The following is a 14,240-nucleotide window of genomic DNA, read 5'->3' on the forward strand; positions in this document are numbered from 1 at the left end:
TGTCGAATGAATTTCTTCAAACGACTGGCTTTAAATTAATGTTTAAAAATTAAGAATTAATCGGTTGGAATTTCGACTTGTCGAGTGTCCGTCTCGTCTAATGGCTTACTGCCTAACATGGCTTGCTGATTGGTTTCAAAGCTTGCTGTTTCAACTTCGACAATTTCACTAATCACTTTAAAACGACACTCACGACAGCCACTGCAATAGCCAAATGTTTGCGTGGTTAACTTTGATAATCTTTCTGAGGTTCGCACATAGATATTTTCTGAACCGCATTTCGGGCATTTAACATTAACTTTCACTTTTTCCACCTTTATTTTTTAATTGGTTGATAACGTCTAACAATTTCCATCACATCGGCAAAAACATTTTCATTGGTTTCCCATTTAATCGATTCAGTGTTATGCTTAAATTTCTCTAATGCCACAATAAGCTGAATACTGTACGTTGCCAGCGTGCCAGCATAGTAAGAAAGTGCAGTAAATAAAGGAGTGTCTAATGGATTACTACGCAAATGACCCATTTCATCCTGGTAATCAGAACATAATTGATCTAGAACTTGAGAGACTTCGACAAATTTCTCGGGACAAGCGAGATAGTACAGCGTTTTGTCTGCTGCAAAGCCTTGTTCGAGCAATGTATTGCAATACGCCAATCCAGCATTTTTGTAAGCAGACCATTTTGCCAATCTATCAAGCAGTAATGTCTGCGAAGTTGATAACCCACAAGGAACTTGCTTATCACATTCATTGCTATTGCCTTGAACTGGCAAAAGAGAAACGTCCACAACAAGCTCGCGGATTATTTGCGTTAGCACTCTCACTAGATGAACACTTGGCTCGCGAATTGCGAGTTCTTCCGCCGTTAGATTAATTGTTTCACACATACACACCACCTTTTCTATTTAACTATTCCGAATCACTGACCAATTAATTGACTTGCTAATAAAATTAGCAAATAATCAACACCATAAAGCACGATACAGTTGAAAATAACGCTACAAGGTATGCCATGCTGACTCGATTTTTACGATTTCTCATATTTATCCTTAACTGGTCTATTGTTGCTGGAATTGTTTGGCTTAATTTCATCTTATTAAGTAACAATCCCACTCTTACCCTGCTTGATTACACCTTTAACCCACGCCAACTGTGTTTTTTAAATGCGTTGTTAATGGGTTTATTCACTTACAAAGAACGCCACTGCATAAAACAAGAAATCATTCGTTTCGTTCATTGGTTTAAAAATCTTTAATTCCCTTCAAACACCTGTTTCAGACTTTCGTAAATTATTGACCAATCTAAATCGGGTCTAAGTTCGATTGGGTTTACTTCATATTCTGTGGCTTGGATGATGGATGGGATGTATTTCACATCCATACTCGCACCATTTATCCATCCATTTACAGTAGGCTGACTAACTCCACATACTCTTGCTAAGGCTGATTGATTGCCGCAAATTTCTGTAGCTAGTATCACTTTTTCATTCATTTAAAATCGCCTATAAGTTTTCCTTTAAGTGTATTATAGGAAAACCTTTAATAAATGCAAGAAATATTTTATTGTTTTATTCAAGGTTTACCTATAACTTATACACAAGGAGAATTTATGTCTGATTTATCAACCCGATTAAAGCAACTACTTGATGATAGAAACTTATCTATGAATGCTTTTGCAAAGCAGCTTGGAGTATCTCAACCATCAATTAGCGATATAGTGAATGGTCGAACTCGGTCACCTAAAAATATTTTAGAAATTGCGACCGCACTTAATGTGGACCCGCATTGGCTAAAAACAGGGGAAGGCGACCCTGATCCGTCTTATCGCATTGTAGAAGTGAGCGAACCGCAAAACCCAAACACAGTGCGGATTGATATTTTGGATGTGGAAGCGAGTGCCGGAAACGGAGCGTATTTAAGCCCAACCGAACAAGGCTTACTTTCACAAGAATTTAATTTAACGTTCTTCCGTCAACAATTTGGACGTGCTGATGCAAAATATTTGAAGTTGATCACAGTGAAAGGGGATAGCATGGCGCCAACCCTTGAAAGCGGCGATCTGCTTTATGTGGATATTTCCGAAAATTACTTTGCCGCCGATGGGCTTTATGTTTTCACCTTTGACGGCCAAACATTCGTCAAGCGTTTGCAAAAAGTGGGAAAAGAAATGCTCGTCATTTCCGACAACCCAACCTACAAAGAATGGACATTCACGCAAGATGACGATGTATTTATCCACGGCAGAGTAATATTCAGCATGCCGATGAAGTGGCGGAAGTGGTGATAAAATGACGGGATTTCTAGCATTTTTAGTTTTTGTAGCAGCGACTTACGGCTTTTATTATATTTTCCTCCTAAAAGCCGAATGGACTCGATTGGCTTCAGCGCCTCCTGCGGTGATTCTTGGTTGGTTGTTCATGGGATTGTTTTATGCCTTCGCCACAACGGAACATTATTTTATTGCATTTGTTGCATTTGTCTTATCAATAGGCGTTTTTGGCAAAGGTGATGAATTGAAAAAGCAGAAAGAAACAAAAACAAGTGATGTTTCATCTTCTGCATCTATTTTATCATTTGAATCTAATTCTTTAGATAGTTCAAATTCAAGATTTCGTACACAAGGTAAAAACATTATTGAGTTTACATATACGAATGCAGACGGTGACACTAAGCATCGAGAAGTGCGAGTGGATTATACCGATGATGTTTATATTGAAGGTTATTGTTATATAGCAGGGGATAATAGAACTTTTCGTCTTGATCGTATAGATGGATTAATTGAACAAAATGGTGAATTTTATACTGTAGATGAGTGGTTAGAACAACGTGGAATTCGAAAAAATCAATATCAATCCAAATTATCTAGCAAATACACATCAAGTCAGCTTGAAATTTGTTTTACCGGCTTTTCAAAAGTAGATCGGGAATATTTAGAAACCCTTGCCGAAATCCACGATTTCAAAGTGCGTAAAACTGTTACCAAAAACCTTAATTTTCTTATTATGGGTGATAATGCAGGACCGACAAAAATCAATTCTGCAATAGATGTTGGTGCGATTTTGCTTGATGAAAATGAATTCAAAACAATGATTGAAACAGGGGAGATACCGCAATGAAAAAACTATTCGCTTTAACATTATGTGCCATGGCTGTGGTGGGGTGTAAAACAGAAATCGAGAAAGATGTGTCCTTGAACACGCTTTTAAATGATCCAATCAAAACCGAAACAGCATTGTTAAATGTTGAAGTGTCGGCTTGTGGTTCGCATGAAGATAGCCGTAAACCATCCGATAGCTTAATTAAAGTTCAACAAAAAATCCCAACAGTATTTACTCAAGCTAAATACAAAGAATGTTACCAACAGAATATGACATCTTATGCCAGTTTTGAAATTCCTATTGGTGTTGGTGTCGCACCTGAAACTGGTGACATAAAAGATGAGATTAGTATTTATAGTTTTGGCGATAGAAAATTGAACGTCAGAACACAGCAAGCTTTGGCAAAAAGAATTCGTGATTTTGTTAAATCAGAATATATTTCCAACTTAGAAATGATTATCTCATTGAACGTAATTAATGATACTCAACAAGATCAGGTTTTTTCTGTACTTTCATCTTATGTTGATGGCGTACCAGTATCTTATTTCCCCAAATTGCCTTTAAAGAAAGGTCAGAAAATGAACATTCGTTTATCTAATGTTTCTGCGGATATGTTGTGGAAAAATACGAATCAAAGTCTGAATTACACGACAGTTCTAACTTCGCCATTTAATATTAATGAGATAAGTAAATGAAAAAACTTCTCATAGTTTTAACCGCACTTTCCCTTGCTTTCTCAACAGCAACTTTTGCCAAAAGTAAAAAAGCAGATGCAGAACAGTTTAGTTGTTCTGACAGTAAATATTGCAAAGAGATGAGTTCTTGCGCTGAAGCTAAATTTCATTTAAACGAATGTGGTGAAAGCCGCTTGGATCGTGACCACGATGGTGTGCCTTGTGAGAATGTGTGTAAATAAGTCATTGGCTATAAATTCAATTTGGTTAGGTCATTGTTCACAACAAAATAAGGATAAAAAATATGTCTGATAATAATAAACTCCTCAATAACGATGAAAAATTGGCAATATTGACTGCGCAATTAATGCCGGACCCTTATGAGGAGGACGCTGATGACGACAAACGAGAAAATGACCAACAAGACGATTAATTTAGAGGTAAGAAAGAAAAATCTGCTTTTTAGCATAGAACGTTCGATTCGTTACAATACGAAAAGACAACGTTTTTTTGAATGTTGGGAGCGTGGCACGAATTTCTTATCGGTATTATTCAGTTCCGGTACGCTTTATGCTACATTGCAATCATACCAATCCGTTGCGATAGCGGTGAGTATTGCTCTAACTGTATGTTCTTCTTTGAGTTTAGTTATTGGATTTAGTGAGAAAGCACGTGATCACCGTGATTTTAGCCAACAGTTTTTACGGTTAAAAGAACGCTTAATTGCAGAACCGCTAACACTAGCACTTTGTAATGAAATTAAAATCGGAATCAATCGAATAGATTTAGAAGAGCCACCCGTTTTAGTGGTGTTAGAGCAAATTTGTTATAACGAACAACTTAATGCCGAAGGGCTTCCACGAGAGATGATGACAAAAATTAAATGGTATCAAAGGTTATTTGCGAATTATATTGATATTTTTCCTCATAGTTTATTGAAAAAATAGCGGTCAATCGACCGCTTTATTTTTTCTCTTTCTTCACATCCACTTCTTCATCTTCCACCTTTAATTCGCACTCAATTTGACTGGTAAAACCACCGTCTGAAAGATTGTGTGTCACTTTAGTGATTAGCCAGTTGGTTGCGTCAATTTCGGCTTTAAAGCCTGAAAGCTCAATGGGTGTTTCGGGGATTAAATCGGGTTCTCCAAAGGCAAGATTTAGGCTAAATGTTGCCACGCCTCGTTTGAGTTTATCAAAGGCGGATTTTGCGGCATTGATGGCGGTTCTTTCGCTTGCATAAGTGTGGCGGAGTGATTTTATTTGCGCATTATCACTGGTGATTGGCTCTTGTTGCTCAATAGTGTTGTATTTGCGTTTGCTTAATCGTCTTCCTTTCACTGTGCCATTTTTCAGCGTTCTGCCTTTCGTCATACGCTGTTTTTTCACTATCTTGGTGTTTTCATCCACCGTGATTTCGCCACGTTTGCCTGTGTCCGTATCGTGCCAATACGCCCGCACGGCTTTGTAGTTTTCGCTTTCTGCAATGGAGAAAGTGTAGCTGTCACCACTTTTGCGAGTGATTTTTCGTAGTGGAATCGGCTTGCCTGTGGCGGTTTTGCCTTGTCCTAGCGGCATAAATAATAGCGTGCCATTTTTAACGGTGCACATTGCCCCGTGCTCTTCTGCTAGGCGGCTTAATAGATTAATGTCGCTTTCGTTGGTTTGGTCGATGTGCGCAATAAAGGTGTTAGCCAGCTTTTTCTCGCACTGGCTTTTGAGTTGGTTCTCTTTGGCGATGGTGTCAATAATTTCGCCCAACGTTTTTTTATCAAATGACCGCTCTTTTTGTTCGGAAAATGAGCCTTTTAAATCAGCCGCTCTTGCTCTGATGGTTAATCGGTCTGCCGATCCTGCACCGCCTGAAAATTGCACTTCATCCACTGAATATTGCCCTTTGTCAATCAGTGGTTTGCCTTTCCAACCTAGCGCAACTTGGATTGTGGCATTGCGTGGCGGTAAGGCGAGTTTGCCGTCATGGTCGGATAATTCTAGGTCGAGTGTATCCGCTTCTAAGCCGCGATTATCGGTTAAAGACAAATTGATCAGACGGCTTGATACCACTTGCGTGATGTCTTGCTGTTTGTTGTCTTTCGTGGTGATCACCACTTTAAAAGCGGGTGTGCGGTGATTGTCGTTAAAATCTAAGCCTAACATTACAGATTACTCATTAAACTGTCTGCAATGGCAATCAACATCGGATCGTCAGTGCGTTTTAGGTTCATGGTGAAGTCAATGGCACGGGGAGCACCATCGCCAAAAAATTCTGTTCGGGTTTCTTGTACGCTTTCGATTACAAAAAAACCGATAATTTCAAAGGTTGCACCGTCAATTAGTGGGAACGCACCGCCACTGTCTGCCATTAATTCCAACGCTTTAATGGAAAATCTGCCGCCCGTGATTTCAGGGATAAGTCGCCCGCCGATTGTCACGGTTTCGCTTTCCTTACCGGTGAATTGTGTTTTTGGCATTGCCCCGACAATGGCATTGGTTGGATGCCGCCAATTTGATGTGCGGTCTAAACTTTGAAAAGGCACGGTTTTCCGAGTGAACACAAACATGCCCAATGTGGCAAGTGCGAAGTTTTGGAACATTATTTTTCTTCCTTAACTTTGACTGTCATTAATGCCAATAAAACATCAATAAAAATAATCCAACCCCACCCGTCAATGTTGTGATACATCAAAAAAGTGGCGTACCCTGTGACGGCAATAATTGATAAAAAATAGAAAAAGAAGATTAGAATTGATTTCATGTTCTATCCTAAAGAAAAATGCGGTCAAAAATCCCGTGATTTCTGACCGCACTTGATGAATTAGCGAAAGAGAAATGCAATGCCGAAAATCACAAGCAACCAAAAGTTAATGGAAAGAATGAAGATTCCACGCCATACAATATACCGTGGCATATTTAATAAATAATCAATCAGTTTCTGTTTCATTTCGTTCTCTTGCTTTTTCTCGCCATTGCATTAATTCGGAAAATGTCATTTGCTCAAAGGCTTGTGGTGGCCAATGAAAAATCAGTGCAATGTCCGCCATGGCATCTTCTACCGTGGCGGCAATCATTATTCGGTCGCTTCGGTTTCCACTTCCGAGTTCTTCCCTAAAAAACCGACAGCCGCCGCAGCAAGCTCGGTAAAATCCGCCACTTCCATAGTGACAAAGTCGGATTTGTGTAAAACAGGTGTGGTGACACGTACAAGTAACACTTGTAATGCGTCCACATCCATTTGCAACACATCAAACATTTTTAAGCCTTTTAATGCGGGTACCGTTGGTTTATTGACGGTGATTTCCGTGATTTGGTTTTCGCCACGAGTAATAGGGTTGGTTAAGGTGATAATTTTGGTGTTTTCTGTTTTCATTTTATGTTTCCTTTAAAATCCCTCTTTTTTTTGTAAAGAGGGGAGGGGGATTTAATAAAAGCCCCTTTCGGGGCAAGGTGTGTGTGAATTAAATGCCGATTGCTGCGCGATGTTCTGCGAGACGATCAACGCCACCGACAATGAAAACGGAATTGATTAGGTCAATTTCCACGAGGTCTTTGCCGTTTTCGATGATTTTGTAGTAGGTTAATGGCACGGTGTAGCTTTGTTCGGTGTCATCGCCCGATTTACTGGTGCCGTTGTCAATTTCGCTGAAACGACCACGCATGACCAGTTCGATTGAAACCACTTCTTCGGTGTCATCTTGTTGATAGGCGCCCGCAAAACGTAATGCTGTGCCGTCAATTTTTCCGCCAAATTCTTTGATAAGTTCGGTCATGTAACCGCCCATCTTGAATTGCGCTTCCAAGCCTTCTACCCCTAAATTCACTTTCACTGGGCCAAACATTCCGCCTGCGCGGTATTCTTCCAGTTTCATGGCTAATTTAGGTTGGGTGATTTCGGTGACTTGGCCACGGTAAGAATTACCGTCAGCCAAAAAATTCATTAATTTGAGTTTACGAGGTAATGCCATTTTTTACGCTCCTACTTTTGCAATGTTTGCGGCAAATTCCACAAGGTATTCATCGCTAATGTATTGGTTGAAACCAAGTTGTTCTAATGGTGGAACAGGGCAGTAGTCATAAGCCACAAGTAATTTTGCATCTTTTAAGGTTGCGGCAGTATTGAGGTTGGCTTTGATAAATGCTTTCCCACCGATTAAATAACCTTGTGTCACATATTCACGCCATTTTGCGTTGATCGCTTCTACGATTTCTTTTACCAGATTCACAGAAATGTCTTTATCCATCGCCCAGTCAAAGGATTGCGCAATGGTGTCTTTCAACACTTGTGCCGTGCGAGTGTAGTTTTCGTAGATAAATAATTTGTCAGCCGAACGAGTGCGTAATCCCCAGAACTTAAAGCCATTGTGGTTTACACAGCAAGTAATGCCTTGTTCGTTGAGGTAATTCACGTCTGTTGCACTGTCGTTAATATCAAAAGAAAGTGGCTTGGTGACACCCGTTACGCCAGTTAAACCTTTGTTTGAAATTGAAGTATGCCAGCCATATTCTTTGTCTTGATATGCACGCATTGCGGCAGCACGAACAACGGCATAATCCACTTCGGTTTGTTTTGTTTTTGGGTTAAACGATAAGAAATCACCGAAAATCAGCATTAATTCACGTTGTGAGAAATTGCGACCGTATGTCACTGCTTCTTCTTTGGTTTTTGCTGAACCGCACGATGCATACACAAAGCCATTCAATTTTTTAGCCACGCTTAAAAGCTCGGTGGTGACGTCTTGGCTGTCATATTTCGGGATACAGAAAATACGTGGTTTGACACCACAAACTGCAGCAGACACGAGGAACGCTTTTAATCCAGTATAATTGCCTTCGTTATCGACTGAACCTATCACATTGGCTTTCATGGTGCTTTCATCTTCGTTTTCTTCCACGCGAATGACGACAACTTTACAATTCACAATGTCCGCAATGCCATCTAACGCACGTGATAGTGTGCCTTGTTTACCGGCTTTCGCTTGTACTTCAGCGGTGATACCTGTTAAAAGAGTGGGTTTGTTGAGTGGGAAAACAGTTGCGTCTGCATCTGCTGCCGTTGCCACTAAACCGATCACGGCAGTGGATGATGTGGTGAGTGTTCGCAAGGCTTCGGCAATTTCCGTTACCTTGACCCCATGGAGATATTCATCTGTCATAATTTTAGCCCTGTTGTTGAGAGATAGGGCTATTTTGTAAGGATTTAAAAACGAGTGGTAGCGCTTGGCGTTGTGGTATTTAAACTAACAAAGTGCGGTTGGGTAGAGTCGGATGGATAAAACGGCGGAATTACCCGCCGTTATTTTTATCACCCCACCTCAGTCTCAAAATCCACATGTCCCTCTTGGTCTGCAATGGCAATAAAATAAACCGGAAAAGCATCTTCATCTTTTGGTATTTCAAAATAGTCATCCAACTGTTCAAATGTTGGAGCATAATGCCCCTGTTTAACAGCACAAATTTTATTGACCAGGTTAGGATTGACTTTGATTTTTACCGTCCCGCCAAAAACCGTACCTGGTTTAGCCGTCACTTTTTGCACCCATTTGGTTTTTGTCCCCTGTTGAGCGGTAGCGGCGGCTTGTAATGCTGCTACAGCCTCTTGTAATTGGGTAATATCTTTGCCAACCTGATAGGCAAATCTTCTCGCTTGCACTGCCTAAAGGCACGATATCGCAATCAAATCGACTGCCGGGAAAATCTAAGGGTTCGCCGTTTTCTTCGGTAAAAACTAAGGTTTCCGCTTCATCATCTCCGCGAATCCAGTTAAAGATAATATCAGTCATGTTGCACCGCCTTAAAGCGTTCATCATGTTGTTTGCCCGAAATCTCGCTTTCATAGGCCGTTTTACAGTGATTGCGGTCAAAGAAAAGGCCGTTAATCAAACGATACAACACACGCCAACGTTTTTTTGGTTGCTCGGCTAACATGGCACCGCGATAAGTGCGGCTAGAAAGAGTTTCATCTGCTGCGCCACCTGTTAAGGCGTTAAACAACTGGTCTAAGGCGATAATAACGTGATAGCCATAGCGTGTTAATTTGTTTGGAATTGCCATTGCTCAATCTCCTGTTCAAGTGCGGTTAATTCCTCGGGTGTTTTTAAAGCCAGCAAACGGTCTTCAAATGCCTGACGTTGCCCAATAATGATGCCAATAACCACAGAAAACTGAGCGGATTTTTCAATCACTTTGCTAATTAGCATATCCAGTGGCACACCACGTACACGCGCAATTTGTGCAAGCATTGGTGTGGGTGTACTGTGGTCGGCTTGCCATGCAAGAGCCTCTTTTTCCTGACGGTAAAAACTTTCGATTTCCGTTTGTGGATACCCTGCCAGTAGGATATTTTTAAGTTGGTCGGATTTGTCCGCTAACTTATTGAGTAAATCTTCTTTTTGTTGTGCTAAAAGTGCGGTTTGTTTTTCGGCTGAAATTTCCCATTGTAAGCTGTTAGGATTTAACACATGTGTCTCACTGGGTTGTGGGTCAACTAAAACCGGATCACCTTGCTTATTGGCAATAATTTGCTTACCGGCGGCTTGTCCATCTAATAAAGTGCGGTAGGTTTCGTCCGTGATTTCTATTGCACCTTTTGGAATTTCATGAATACCGTCAATATAAAATCCGTTCGTTTCTTTGTCGTAAAAGTACATTTTTAAACCTCGTTAATATCCAATAGCAAACCAATATGCCGATGTGCTAGTATGTCCGGTTGAGTTCATTTTGAATGTAAATTTTGTATTAGTTACATCAAGCGCTACTAGGTGTGTGGCGTTCTCTGCAACGGTACGCATTTGATTTTCAGTTAATTGAATATTAATAACCTGAATCGGGAATGCGATTGGGAAAACAATATCGGTGCTTTTCCCATTGTGATTTACGGGTGTTTGACCCCATTGAATAATTAACCCGCTAGGAAGCTTTATCCAACCTGTTTTACCTAAATAATATGAATATCCTTGTTCGGCTGCGGTCGGCCATCTAGTCGCGAATGCAGGTTTCCCATATATCTTGTTCCACGGTGTTGATCTAGTTTCAACCCAACTTCTATATGCGACTATTTCACTGTTATCCCCGATAGTTGGGAATGACAAGTAAACTACCTTATCTCCGTTATACTTCATATTGAATCGGCGGTTTTCTGAAGTATGTGAATCTGGATGAACTTCTAATTCCCACAAGCCTATTTTAGAACCAAACTGAATCTTGCTCCAACTTCCATTTTGGCCATTAATTCTAAAATCGCCGTCAATCACATCTCCGCTTTTAGAAACTCTACCGTTTGCATTGGTGTTAGCATTATCGGCAGAACGCTGTGCGTTATCTGCTGCAGTTTTTGCTTCAACTCCTTTATCATAAGCAATTTTAACTGCTGATGATGTCGCCACATTGTCATTGCTGTTGCTAGTGACTGAATTTGATTTTTTGTTGTTTGGAATGTAATTACCAAGGGCGAGTTGAACCTTGCTGATTAGCTGTGCCAGTTTTTTGCCTGCTCTTGCTGATAATCCTAGCTTATCACTGTCAAGCCCTGTGTCATTTGTGAGTTGTACAATTCCCGCTTTTGTTGTGTCGGCTTTTTCGATTTCGTGTGTATGCCCGCTTTCATCAAATCCGTTTGTGGTTGATGATGTGATTTTTTGTGGAGTTAATTGCTGACGTGTAACAAAGATTACCGAATTATCAATGCTTAATGTAACGGCTTGGGAATTGCTTACTTTTAAAATCATCCGCAACACTTGTACTTTGCCGCTTCCGCTTTCGAGTCTTGGCTTAAAGCTTTCAGGCGCATTTGCATAAGCCACTAATTTGTTTGTGCTATCGAAAACGCCCATTTCTCGGATATAAAAACCGCCGATATTTTCAGGAATGGTTAATTCCACAATAATTTGTTTATTATTGCGTGGGTCGAGAGAGACGGCGCTTACAGGTGCAATGTGCGTTTGATGTACAAGTGCTGTGGCGCTGGCCTTTGGTGTGACAGCTTTCCCATTGCCATCGCCCACTGCAAATTTGGTGAGTTGTAACGGTTGCCCTTGGCTTAATGCTTGGACGAAAGCACGTGTTCCGTATTCGGTTAATATTGCAAAATATTGTGATGCCATAAATATTCCTATTGTGGATATACAGTGATGATTTCACCACAATGCTGACCAATAAAGGTTCTGAGTACCCCTGTTGGTGAGATTGCGATAGCGAGCTGATTGAGATGTCTTGATACCGGTTTAACATCGTTAATAAGTCGCACGAGTTCGTTATAGGTTTGTTCATTTAAACCACTTTCAGACACTTCCACTGTTAAGCTAAATGTTCCAGGCGTGCCTTGCGGATTAGTTTGAAACCATTCTTTCAGTTCAATAAGATAGCCTATTGGCTCAACCACACGTTTTACTGCGCCAATTGTGCCTTTGTGTTTGTGCACAAAATAAGACTGTTTAATCGCAATGCGTTTAACTTCTTCCGTCCAGTTTTCGTCCCATTTATCCACCGAAAACGCCCAAGCTAAATAAGGGAGTAATTCAGCGGGACAACGTTCAGGATTGATTAAATCTGCAATAACAATGGGATTTTCTACCGCACTTTTTAGAATTTCAGCCGCACGTTTTTCTAATGGGGTTGAGCCTATCGGCAGTAAATGATTAGTAATCATCACTTGTCACGATCTCCAAATTAATTGCCGTGCAGTAGGCTGATTTTGAGCTTGGTAGCACAATGTCGGCGGTAGGTGAGAGAAGTTCTACCCGTTGCACCCCTTCTAAATGTAAGGCAGCATAAATACCCGATAGGCTAATGTCTCGCCCTAAACGGTGTTTTTCTTCGGTGTAAGCAGTCAATTTTTTTAATGCTGCAGCTTTGATTGGCTCGTATTCAGGGCCACGATAAAGATGTAATTTGGCGCGGATTTCGTAAGATTGAATTACTGCACTTTGTACAATAACTCTGTCGCCAATAGGGCGGATGTCATCATCGTTGAGTTTTGCTCTAACTACATTTAACAGGCTTTCGTCAGCCTCACCTTGACCATTGCGGCTTAATATCGTGACGGTGACATTGGCAGGCTGTGGTGATACCACCGATACATCTGCCACATCAGGGTGTGCAGAGAGCGCGTGGAAGATATAAGCAGAGCGAGGACCCGCCACAGAAAGCCCCTCAAAGGCTAATTGCGTACGCAATCTTAATGAGGTGTCATCTTCTAAAATTTCGGGGATTTTAGGCGTAACATTATTATTCGCCTCTTGAATGACTTGTCTTTTTACATTGTAATTGGCGGCAATTACATCTAAATCTGAACCGCTTGCATAGGCTAACATTGTGGCTTTTGCCGCGTTGTTGATGCGGTTTCTTTCCATCAGCTGTAAGTAAACCACTTCTTGTAATAATTTCGTGATAGGTTCACTTTCTAAACTTAATCGGGACTGCCAAAATGCTCTTTCATATTGTGGGAAAAGCGCGATAAATTCCGCTTTTCTGTCTGCGAGCAAACTTTCAAAATCTAAATCTTCTAGCACTTTTGGTGAATCTAGTTTTGATAAATCGACTAATTCGCTCATTGTTTATGTCCTAAAAATAGTTTTTCGTTGTGCATTTCTTGGTTATCTTTACGACTACGTGCGACATAACTTGCCACAATGCCACCTTCAACCAATTCTGGTTTAAATTGTGTGATCTGTACTCTAGGCTCCCAACGATTAATCGCGGTGACGGCACAAGCCGCCAGTTGTAATAACAATGTGTGGCTAATAGGGCGGTCTATTAACATTGGGATTAAACTGCCATATTCACGCCGCTGAATACGCGAGCCAACTGGCGTTAGCAAAATATCGGCAATGGATTGTTTAATGTGGTCGCTTTCGTTTTTTAATGTTTCGCCAGTGTATCGATTCATTATTCTGGTTTTCCTGTTTTACTTGGGCCACCTTGTACGCCACTGTGTTTATGGTTAATTTGACTGATTCCCCCTGCGACCATATCGCCTGTTGATGTTACCTTTCCGTCAATATTCACATTGCCTTTGATATTGATAGTGGGGCAGTCAATGTCAATTTGATTAGCGGCAGTAATACTGGCGGTTTTGATGCCTGTGACAACCAATGCGCCACTTGATTGGTTGTAAGTGATTTTGGCGCCGTCAGCAAATTCAATTACGTGTTCATTGGGCGATTGGCTAGGGCTATTTTGTGTATAAAGCCCAACTAATATGCAAGCAGTGGTAAATTCGCCACTAACCGATAACATTACACATTGTTCGCCCACCGTAGGTGGCGACCAGGTTTTAGTTGTACCCGCACGAGGTGTGATGAATGGTAAAAACTCTGTGAGAATGTCACCGCTCTTTACGCGAGCACGTGCGGTGGCGTGATTCACTTCAGCAATCACCCCAAAGCGGATAATGTTGTCTAGTTTTCGTTGTAATTCAGCAGACATAGGCATTCATAGTTAAAGAAAATGCCTTATTGTTGGCAATATTGTGTG

Annotated in this window: 26 protein-coding genes; 7 read left to right on the plus strand and 19 right to left on the minus strand. The window is 40.9% G+C overall.

What is annotated here, in order from left to right; genetic code table 11:
• Positions 1 to 56: 56 nt before the first annotated feature.
• Positions 57 to 305 carry an ogr/Delta-like zinc finger family protein gene (locus tag ACXVWB_RS00240; protein ID WP_118879002.1) on the minus strand — a complete coding sequence of 83 codons (249 nt, stop codon included), beginning with the start codon at positions 303 to 305 and terminating at the stop codon, positions 57 to 59.
• Between the two features lie 11 nt (positions 306 to 316).
• Positions 317 to 889, minus strand: a complete 573-nt coding sequence (locus ACXVWB_RS00245) for a hypothetical protein (RefSeq protein ID WP_289901841.1) — start codon at positions 887 to 889, stop codon at positions 317 to 319.
• Positions 890 to 1,014: 125 nt separating this feature from the next.
• On the opposite strand from ACXVWB_RS00245, the gene ACXVWB_RS00250 reads away from it, so the two are divergent.
• Complete coding sequence (locus ACXVWB_RS00250; RefSeq protein WP_289901840.1) at positions 1,015 to 1,257, plus strand: hypothetical protein; 243 nt, start codon at positions 1,015 to 1,017, stop codon at positions 1,255 to 1,257.
• Here the strand turns inward: ACXVWB_RS00250 and ACXVWB_RS00255 are convergent.
• Positions 1,254 to 1,493 carry a transcriptional regulator gene (locus tag ACXVWB_RS00255; RefSeq protein WP_289901839.1) on the minus strand — a complete coding sequence of 80 codons (240 nt, stop codon included), beginning with the start codon at positions 1,491 to 1,493 and terminating at the stop codon, positions 1,254 to 1,256. The genes ACXVWB_RS00250 and ACXVWB_RS00255 overlap by 4 nt on opposite strands.
• A 117-nt stretch (positions 1,494 to 1,610) precedes the next feature.
• Here ACXVWB_RS00255 and ACXVWB_RS00260 point away from each other — a divergent pair, with 117 nt between their 5' ends.
• The 6 genes from ACXVWB_RS00260 (at position 1,611) to ACXVWB_RS00285 (ending at position 4,720) form a co-directional block, all read left to right on the plus strand.
• Positions 1,611 to 2,285, plus strand: coding sequence for an XRE family transcriptional regulator (locus ACXVWB_RS00260; RefSeq protein WP_289901838.1), 675 nt, complete (start codon positions 1,611 to 1,613; stop codon positions 2,283 to 2,285).
• A 4-nt stretch (positions 2,286 to 2,289) separates the two neighbouring features.
• Positions 2,290 to 3,117 (plus strand): BRCT domain-containing protein, encoded by an 828-nt coding sequence (locus ACXVWB_RS00265; RefSeq protein ID WP_369866717.1) that lies wholly within the window; start codon positions 2,290 to 2,292, stop codon positions 3,115 to 3,117.
• The gene (locus tag ACXVWB_RS00270; protein ID WP_369866716.1) at positions 3,114 to 3,794 is read left to right on the plus strand and encodes a DUF7424 family protein; all 681 of its coding nucleotides are present in this window, start codon (positions 3,114 to 3,116) and stop codon (positions 3,792 to 3,794) included. Before ACXVWB_RS00265 ends, ACXVWB_RS00270 begins: the two co-directional genes overlap by 4 nt.
• Complete coding sequence (locus ACXVWB_RS00275) at positions 3,791 to 4,015, plus strand: excalibur calcium-binding domain-containing protein (protein WP_369866715.1); 225 nt, start codon at positions 3,791 to 3,793, stop codon at positions 4,013 to 4,015. The genes ACXVWB_RS00270 and ACXVWB_RS00275 overlap by 4 nt, the downstream gene beginning before the upstream one ends.
• Positions 4,016 to 4,077: 62 nt before the next feature.
• Positions 4,078 to 4,206 (plus strand): hypothetical protein, encoded by a 129-nt coding sequence (locus ACXVWB_RS00280; protein ID WP_256867607.1) that lies wholly within the window; start codon positions 4,078 to 4,080, stop codon positions 4,204 to 4,206.
• The gene (locus tag ACXVWB_RS00285; protein WP_458485175.1) at positions 4,169 to 4,720 is read left to right on the plus strand and encodes a hypothetical protein; all 552 of its coding nucleotides are present in this window, start codon (positions 4,169 to 4,171) and stop codon (positions 4,718 to 4,720) included. The genes ACXVWB_RS00280 and ACXVWB_RS00285 overlap by 38 nt, the downstream gene beginning before the upstream one ends.
• 16 nt (positions 4,721 to 4,736) lie before the next feature.
• On the opposite strand, the gene ACXVWB_RS00290 is transcribed toward ACXVWB_RS00285, so the two are convergent.
• From ACXVWB_RS00290 to ACXVWB_RS00365, 16 genes are all read right to left on the minus strand, one after another.
• The gene (locus tag ACXVWB_RS00290) at positions 4,737 to 5,930 is read right to left on the minus strand and encodes a phage late control D family protein (protein WP_458485176.1); all 1,194 of its coding nucleotides are present in this window, start codon (positions 5,928 to 5,930) and stop codon (positions 4,737 to 4,739) included.
• Complete coding sequence (locus tag ACXVWB_RS00295; RefSeq protein WP_289901832.1) at positions 5,930 to 6,367, minus strand: phage tail protein; 438 nt, start codon at positions 6,365 to 6,367, stop codon at positions 5,930 to 5,932. Before ACXVWB_RS00295 ends, ACXVWB_RS00290 begins: the two co-directional genes overlap by 1 nt.
• The gene (locus tag ACXVWB_RS00300) at positions 6,367 to 6,528 is read right to left on the minus strand and encodes a hypothetical protein (protein WP_289901831.1); all 162 of its coding nucleotides are present in this window, start codon (positions 6,526 to 6,528) and stop codon (positions 6,367 to 6,369) included. The genes ACXVWB_RS00295 and ACXVWB_RS00300 overlap by 1 nt, the downstream gene beginning before the upstream one ends.
• A 166-nt stretch (positions 6,529 to 6,694) precedes the next feature.
• Entirely contained in the window at positions 6,695 to 6,841 is a 147-nt protein-coding gene (locus tag ACXVWB_RS00305) for a GpE family phage tail protein (RefSeq protein WP_289901830.1), read from the minus strand.
• Positions 6,841 to 7,140: a phage tail assembly protein gene (locus ACXVWB_RS00310; RefSeq protein ID WP_112130604.1), complete on the minus strand. Its 300-nt coding sequence runs from the start codon at positions 7,138 to 7,140 to the stop codon at positions 6,841 to 6,843. Before ACXVWB_RS00310 ends, ACXVWB_RS00305 begins: the two co-directional genes overlap by 1 nt.
• Positions 7,141 to 7,228: 88 nt before the next feature.
• Complete coding sequence (locus ACXVWB_RS00315; protein ID WP_005642260.1) at positions 7,229 to 7,735, minus strand: phage major tail tube protein; 507 nt, start codon at positions 7,733 to 7,735, stop codon at positions 7,229 to 7,231.
• A gap of 3 nt (positions 7,736 to 7,738) precedes the next feature.
• Complete coding sequence (locus tag ACXVWB_RS00320; RefSeq protein WP_458485177.1) at positions 7,739 to 8,923, minus strand: phage tail sheath subtilisin-like domain-containing protein; 1,185 nt, start codon at positions 8,921 to 8,923, stop codon at positions 7,739 to 7,741.
• 149 nt (positions 8,924 to 9,072) lie between these two features.
• A complete protein-coding gene (locus tag ACXVWB_RS00325) occupies positions 9,073 to 9,297 on the minus strand; it encodes a hypothetical protein (protein ID WP_297567563.1) in 225 nt (74 codons plus the stop codon).
• A complete protein-coding gene (locus ACXVWB_RS00330; protein ID WP_297567561.1) occupies positions 9,287 to 9,550 on the minus strand; it encodes a hypothetical protein in 264 nt (87 codons plus the stop codon). The genes ACXVWB_RS00325 and ACXVWB_RS00330 overlap by 11 nt, the downstream gene beginning before the upstream one ends.
• Positions 9,543 to 9,821, minus strand: coding sequence for a DNA helicase UvrD (locus ACXVWB_RS00335; RefSeq protein ID WP_297567558.1), 279 nt, complete (start codon positions 9,819 to 9,821; stop codon positions 9,543 to 9,545). Before ACXVWB_RS00335 ends, ACXVWB_RS00330 begins: the two co-directional genes overlap by 8 nt.
• Complete coding sequence (locus tag ACXVWB_RS00340; protein ID WP_297567555.1) at positions 9,800 to 10,417, minus strand: hypothetical protein; 618 nt, start codon at positions 10,415 to 10,417, stop codon at positions 9,800 to 9,802. The genes ACXVWB_RS00335 and ACXVWB_RS00340 overlap by 22 nt, the downstream gene beginning before the upstream one ends.
• Positions 10,418 to 10,429: 12 nt before the next feature.
• Positions 10,430 to 11,869: a phage tail protein gene (locus tag ACXVWB_RS00345; protein WP_458485178.1), complete on the minus strand. Its 1,440-nt coding sequence runs from the start codon at positions 11,867 to 11,869 to the stop codon at positions 10,430 to 10,432.
• Positions 11,870 to 11,877: 8 nt separating this feature from the next.
• Complete coding sequence (locus ACXVWB_RS00350) at positions 11,878 to 12,414, minus strand: phage tail protein I (RefSeq protein ID WP_369866710.1); 537 nt, start codon at positions 12,412 to 12,414, stop codon at positions 11,878 to 11,880.
• On the minus strand, positions 12,404 to 13,318 hold the full coding sequence (locus tag ACXVWB_RS00355) for a baseplate assembly protein (protein ID WP_458485179.1): 915 nt from the start codon (positions 13,316 to 13,318) through the stop codon (positions 12,404 to 12,406). The genes ACXVWB_RS00350 and ACXVWB_RS00355 overlap by 11 nt, the downstream gene beginning before the upstream one ends.
• Complete coding sequence (locus tag ACXVWB_RS00360; RefSeq protein ID WP_005633786.1) at positions 13,315 to 13,653, minus strand: GPW/gp25 family protein; 339 nt, start codon at positions 13,651 to 13,653, stop codon at positions 13,315 to 13,317. Before ACXVWB_RS00360 ends, ACXVWB_RS00355 begins: the two co-directional genes overlap by 4 nt.
• A complete protein-coding gene (locus ACXVWB_RS00365; protein ID WP_458485180.1) occupies positions 13,653 to 14,198 on the minus strand; it encodes a phage baseplate assembly protein V in 546 nt (181 codons plus the stop codon). The genes ACXVWB_RS00360 and ACXVWB_RS00365 overlap by 1 nt, the downstream gene beginning before the upstream one ends.
• Positions 14,199 to 14,240: the final 42 nt, after the last annotated feature.

This window comes from Haemophilus sp. SZY H53 (assembly GCF_054332375.1).

Excerpts from the sequence above, each read along its gene's own strand:
- ACXVWB_RS00245 (WP_289901841.1), bottom strand. The coding sequence starts at position 889 with ATGTGTGAAACAATTAATCTAACGGCGGAAGAACTCGCAATTCGCGAG.
- ACXVWB_RS00250 (WP_289901840.1), top strand. The coding sequence starts at position 1,015 with ATGCTGACTCGATTTTTACGATTTCTCATATTTATCCTTAACTGGTCT.
- ACXVWB_RS00255 (WP_289901839.1), bottom strand. The coding sequence starts at position 1,493 with ATGAATGAAAAAGTGATACTAGCTACAGAAATTTGCGGCAATCAATCA.
- ACXVWB_RS00260 (WP_289901838.1), top strand. The coding sequence starts at position 1,611 with ATGTCTGATTTATCAACCCGATTAAAGCAACTACTTGATGATAGAAAC.
- ACXVWB_RS00265 (WP_369866717.1), top strand. The coding sequence starts at position 2,290 with ATGACGGGATTTCTAGCATTTTTAGTTTTTGTAGCAGCGACTTACGGC.
- ACXVWB_RS00270 (WP_369866716.1), top strand. The coding sequence starts at position 3,114 with ATGAAAAAACTATTCGCTTTAACATTATGTGCCATGGCTGTGGTGGGG.
- ACXVWB_RS00275 (WP_369866715.1), top strand. The coding sequence starts at position 3,791 with ATGAAAAAACTTCTCATAGTTTTAACCGCACTTTCCCTTGCTTTCTCA.
- ACXVWB_RS00280 (WP_256867607.1), top strand. The coding sequence starts at position 4,078 with ATGTCTGATAATAATAAACTCCTCAATAACGATGAAAAATTGGCAATA.
- ACXVWB_RS00285 (WP_458485175.1), top strand. The coding sequence starts at position 4,169 with ATGACGACAAACGAGAAAATGACCAACAAGACGATTAATTTAGAGGTA.
- ACXVWB_RS00290 (WP_458485176.1), bottom strand. The coding sequence starts at position 5,930 with ATGTTAGGCTTAGATTTTAACGACAATCACCGCACACCCGCTTTTAAA.
- ACXVWB_RS00295 (WP_289901832.1), bottom strand. The coding sequence starts at position 6,367 with ATGTTCCAAAACTTCGCACTTGCCACATTGGGCATGTTTGTGTTCACT.
- ACXVWB_RS00300 (WP_289901831.1), bottom strand. The coding sequence starts at position 6,528 with ATGAAATCAATTCTAATCTTCTTTTTCTATTTTTTATCAATTATTGCC.
- ACXVWB_RS00305 (WP_289901830.1), bottom strand. The coding sequence starts at position 6,841 with ATGATTGCCGCCACGGTAGAAGATGCCATGGCGGACATTGCACTGATT.
- ACXVWB_RS00310 (WP_112130604.1), bottom strand. The coding sequence starts at position 7,140 with ATGAAAACAGAAAACACCAAAATTATCACCTTAACCAACCCTATTACT.
- ACXVWB_RS00315 (WP_005642260.1), bottom strand. The coding sequence starts at position 7,735 with ATGGCATTACCTCGTAAACTCAAATTAATGAATTTTTTGGCTGACGGT.
- ACXVWB_RS00320 (WP_458485177.1), bottom strand. The coding sequence starts at position 8,923 with ATGACAGATGAATATCTCCATGGGGTCAAGGTAACGGAAATTGCCGAA.
- ACXVWB_RS00330 (WP_297567561.1), bottom strand. The coding sequence starts at position 9,550 with ATGACTGATATTATCTTTAACTGGATTCGCGGAGATGATGAAGCGGAA.
- ACXVWB_RS00335 (WP_297567558.1), bottom strand. The coding sequence starts at position 9,821 with ATGGCAATTCCAAACAAATTAACACGCTATGGCTATCACGTTATTATC.
- ACXVWB_RS00340 (WP_297567555.1), bottom strand. The coding sequence starts at position 10,417 with ATGTACTTTTACGACAAAGAAACGAACGGATTTTATATTGACGGTATT.
- ACXVWB_RS00345 (WP_458485178.1), bottom strand. The coding sequence starts at position 11,869 with ATGGCATCACAATATTTTGCAATATTAACCGAATACGGAACACGTGCT.
- ACXVWB_RS00350 (WP_369866710.1), bottom strand. The coding sequence starts at position 12,414 with ATGATTACTAATCATTTACTGCCGATAGGCTCAACCCCATTAGAAAAA.
- ACXVWB_RS00355 (WP_458485179.1), bottom strand. The coding sequence starts at position 13,318 with ATGAGCGAATTAGTCGATTTATCAAAACTAGATTCACCAAAAGTGCTA.
- ACXVWB_RS00360 (WP_005633786.1), bottom strand. The coding sequence starts at position 13,653 with ATGAATCGATACACTGGCGAAACATTAAAAAACGAAAGCGACCACATT.
- ACXVWB_RS00365 (WP_458485180.1), bottom strand. The coding sequence starts at position 14,198 with ATGCCTATGTCTGCTGAATTACAACGAAAACTAGACAACATTATCCGC.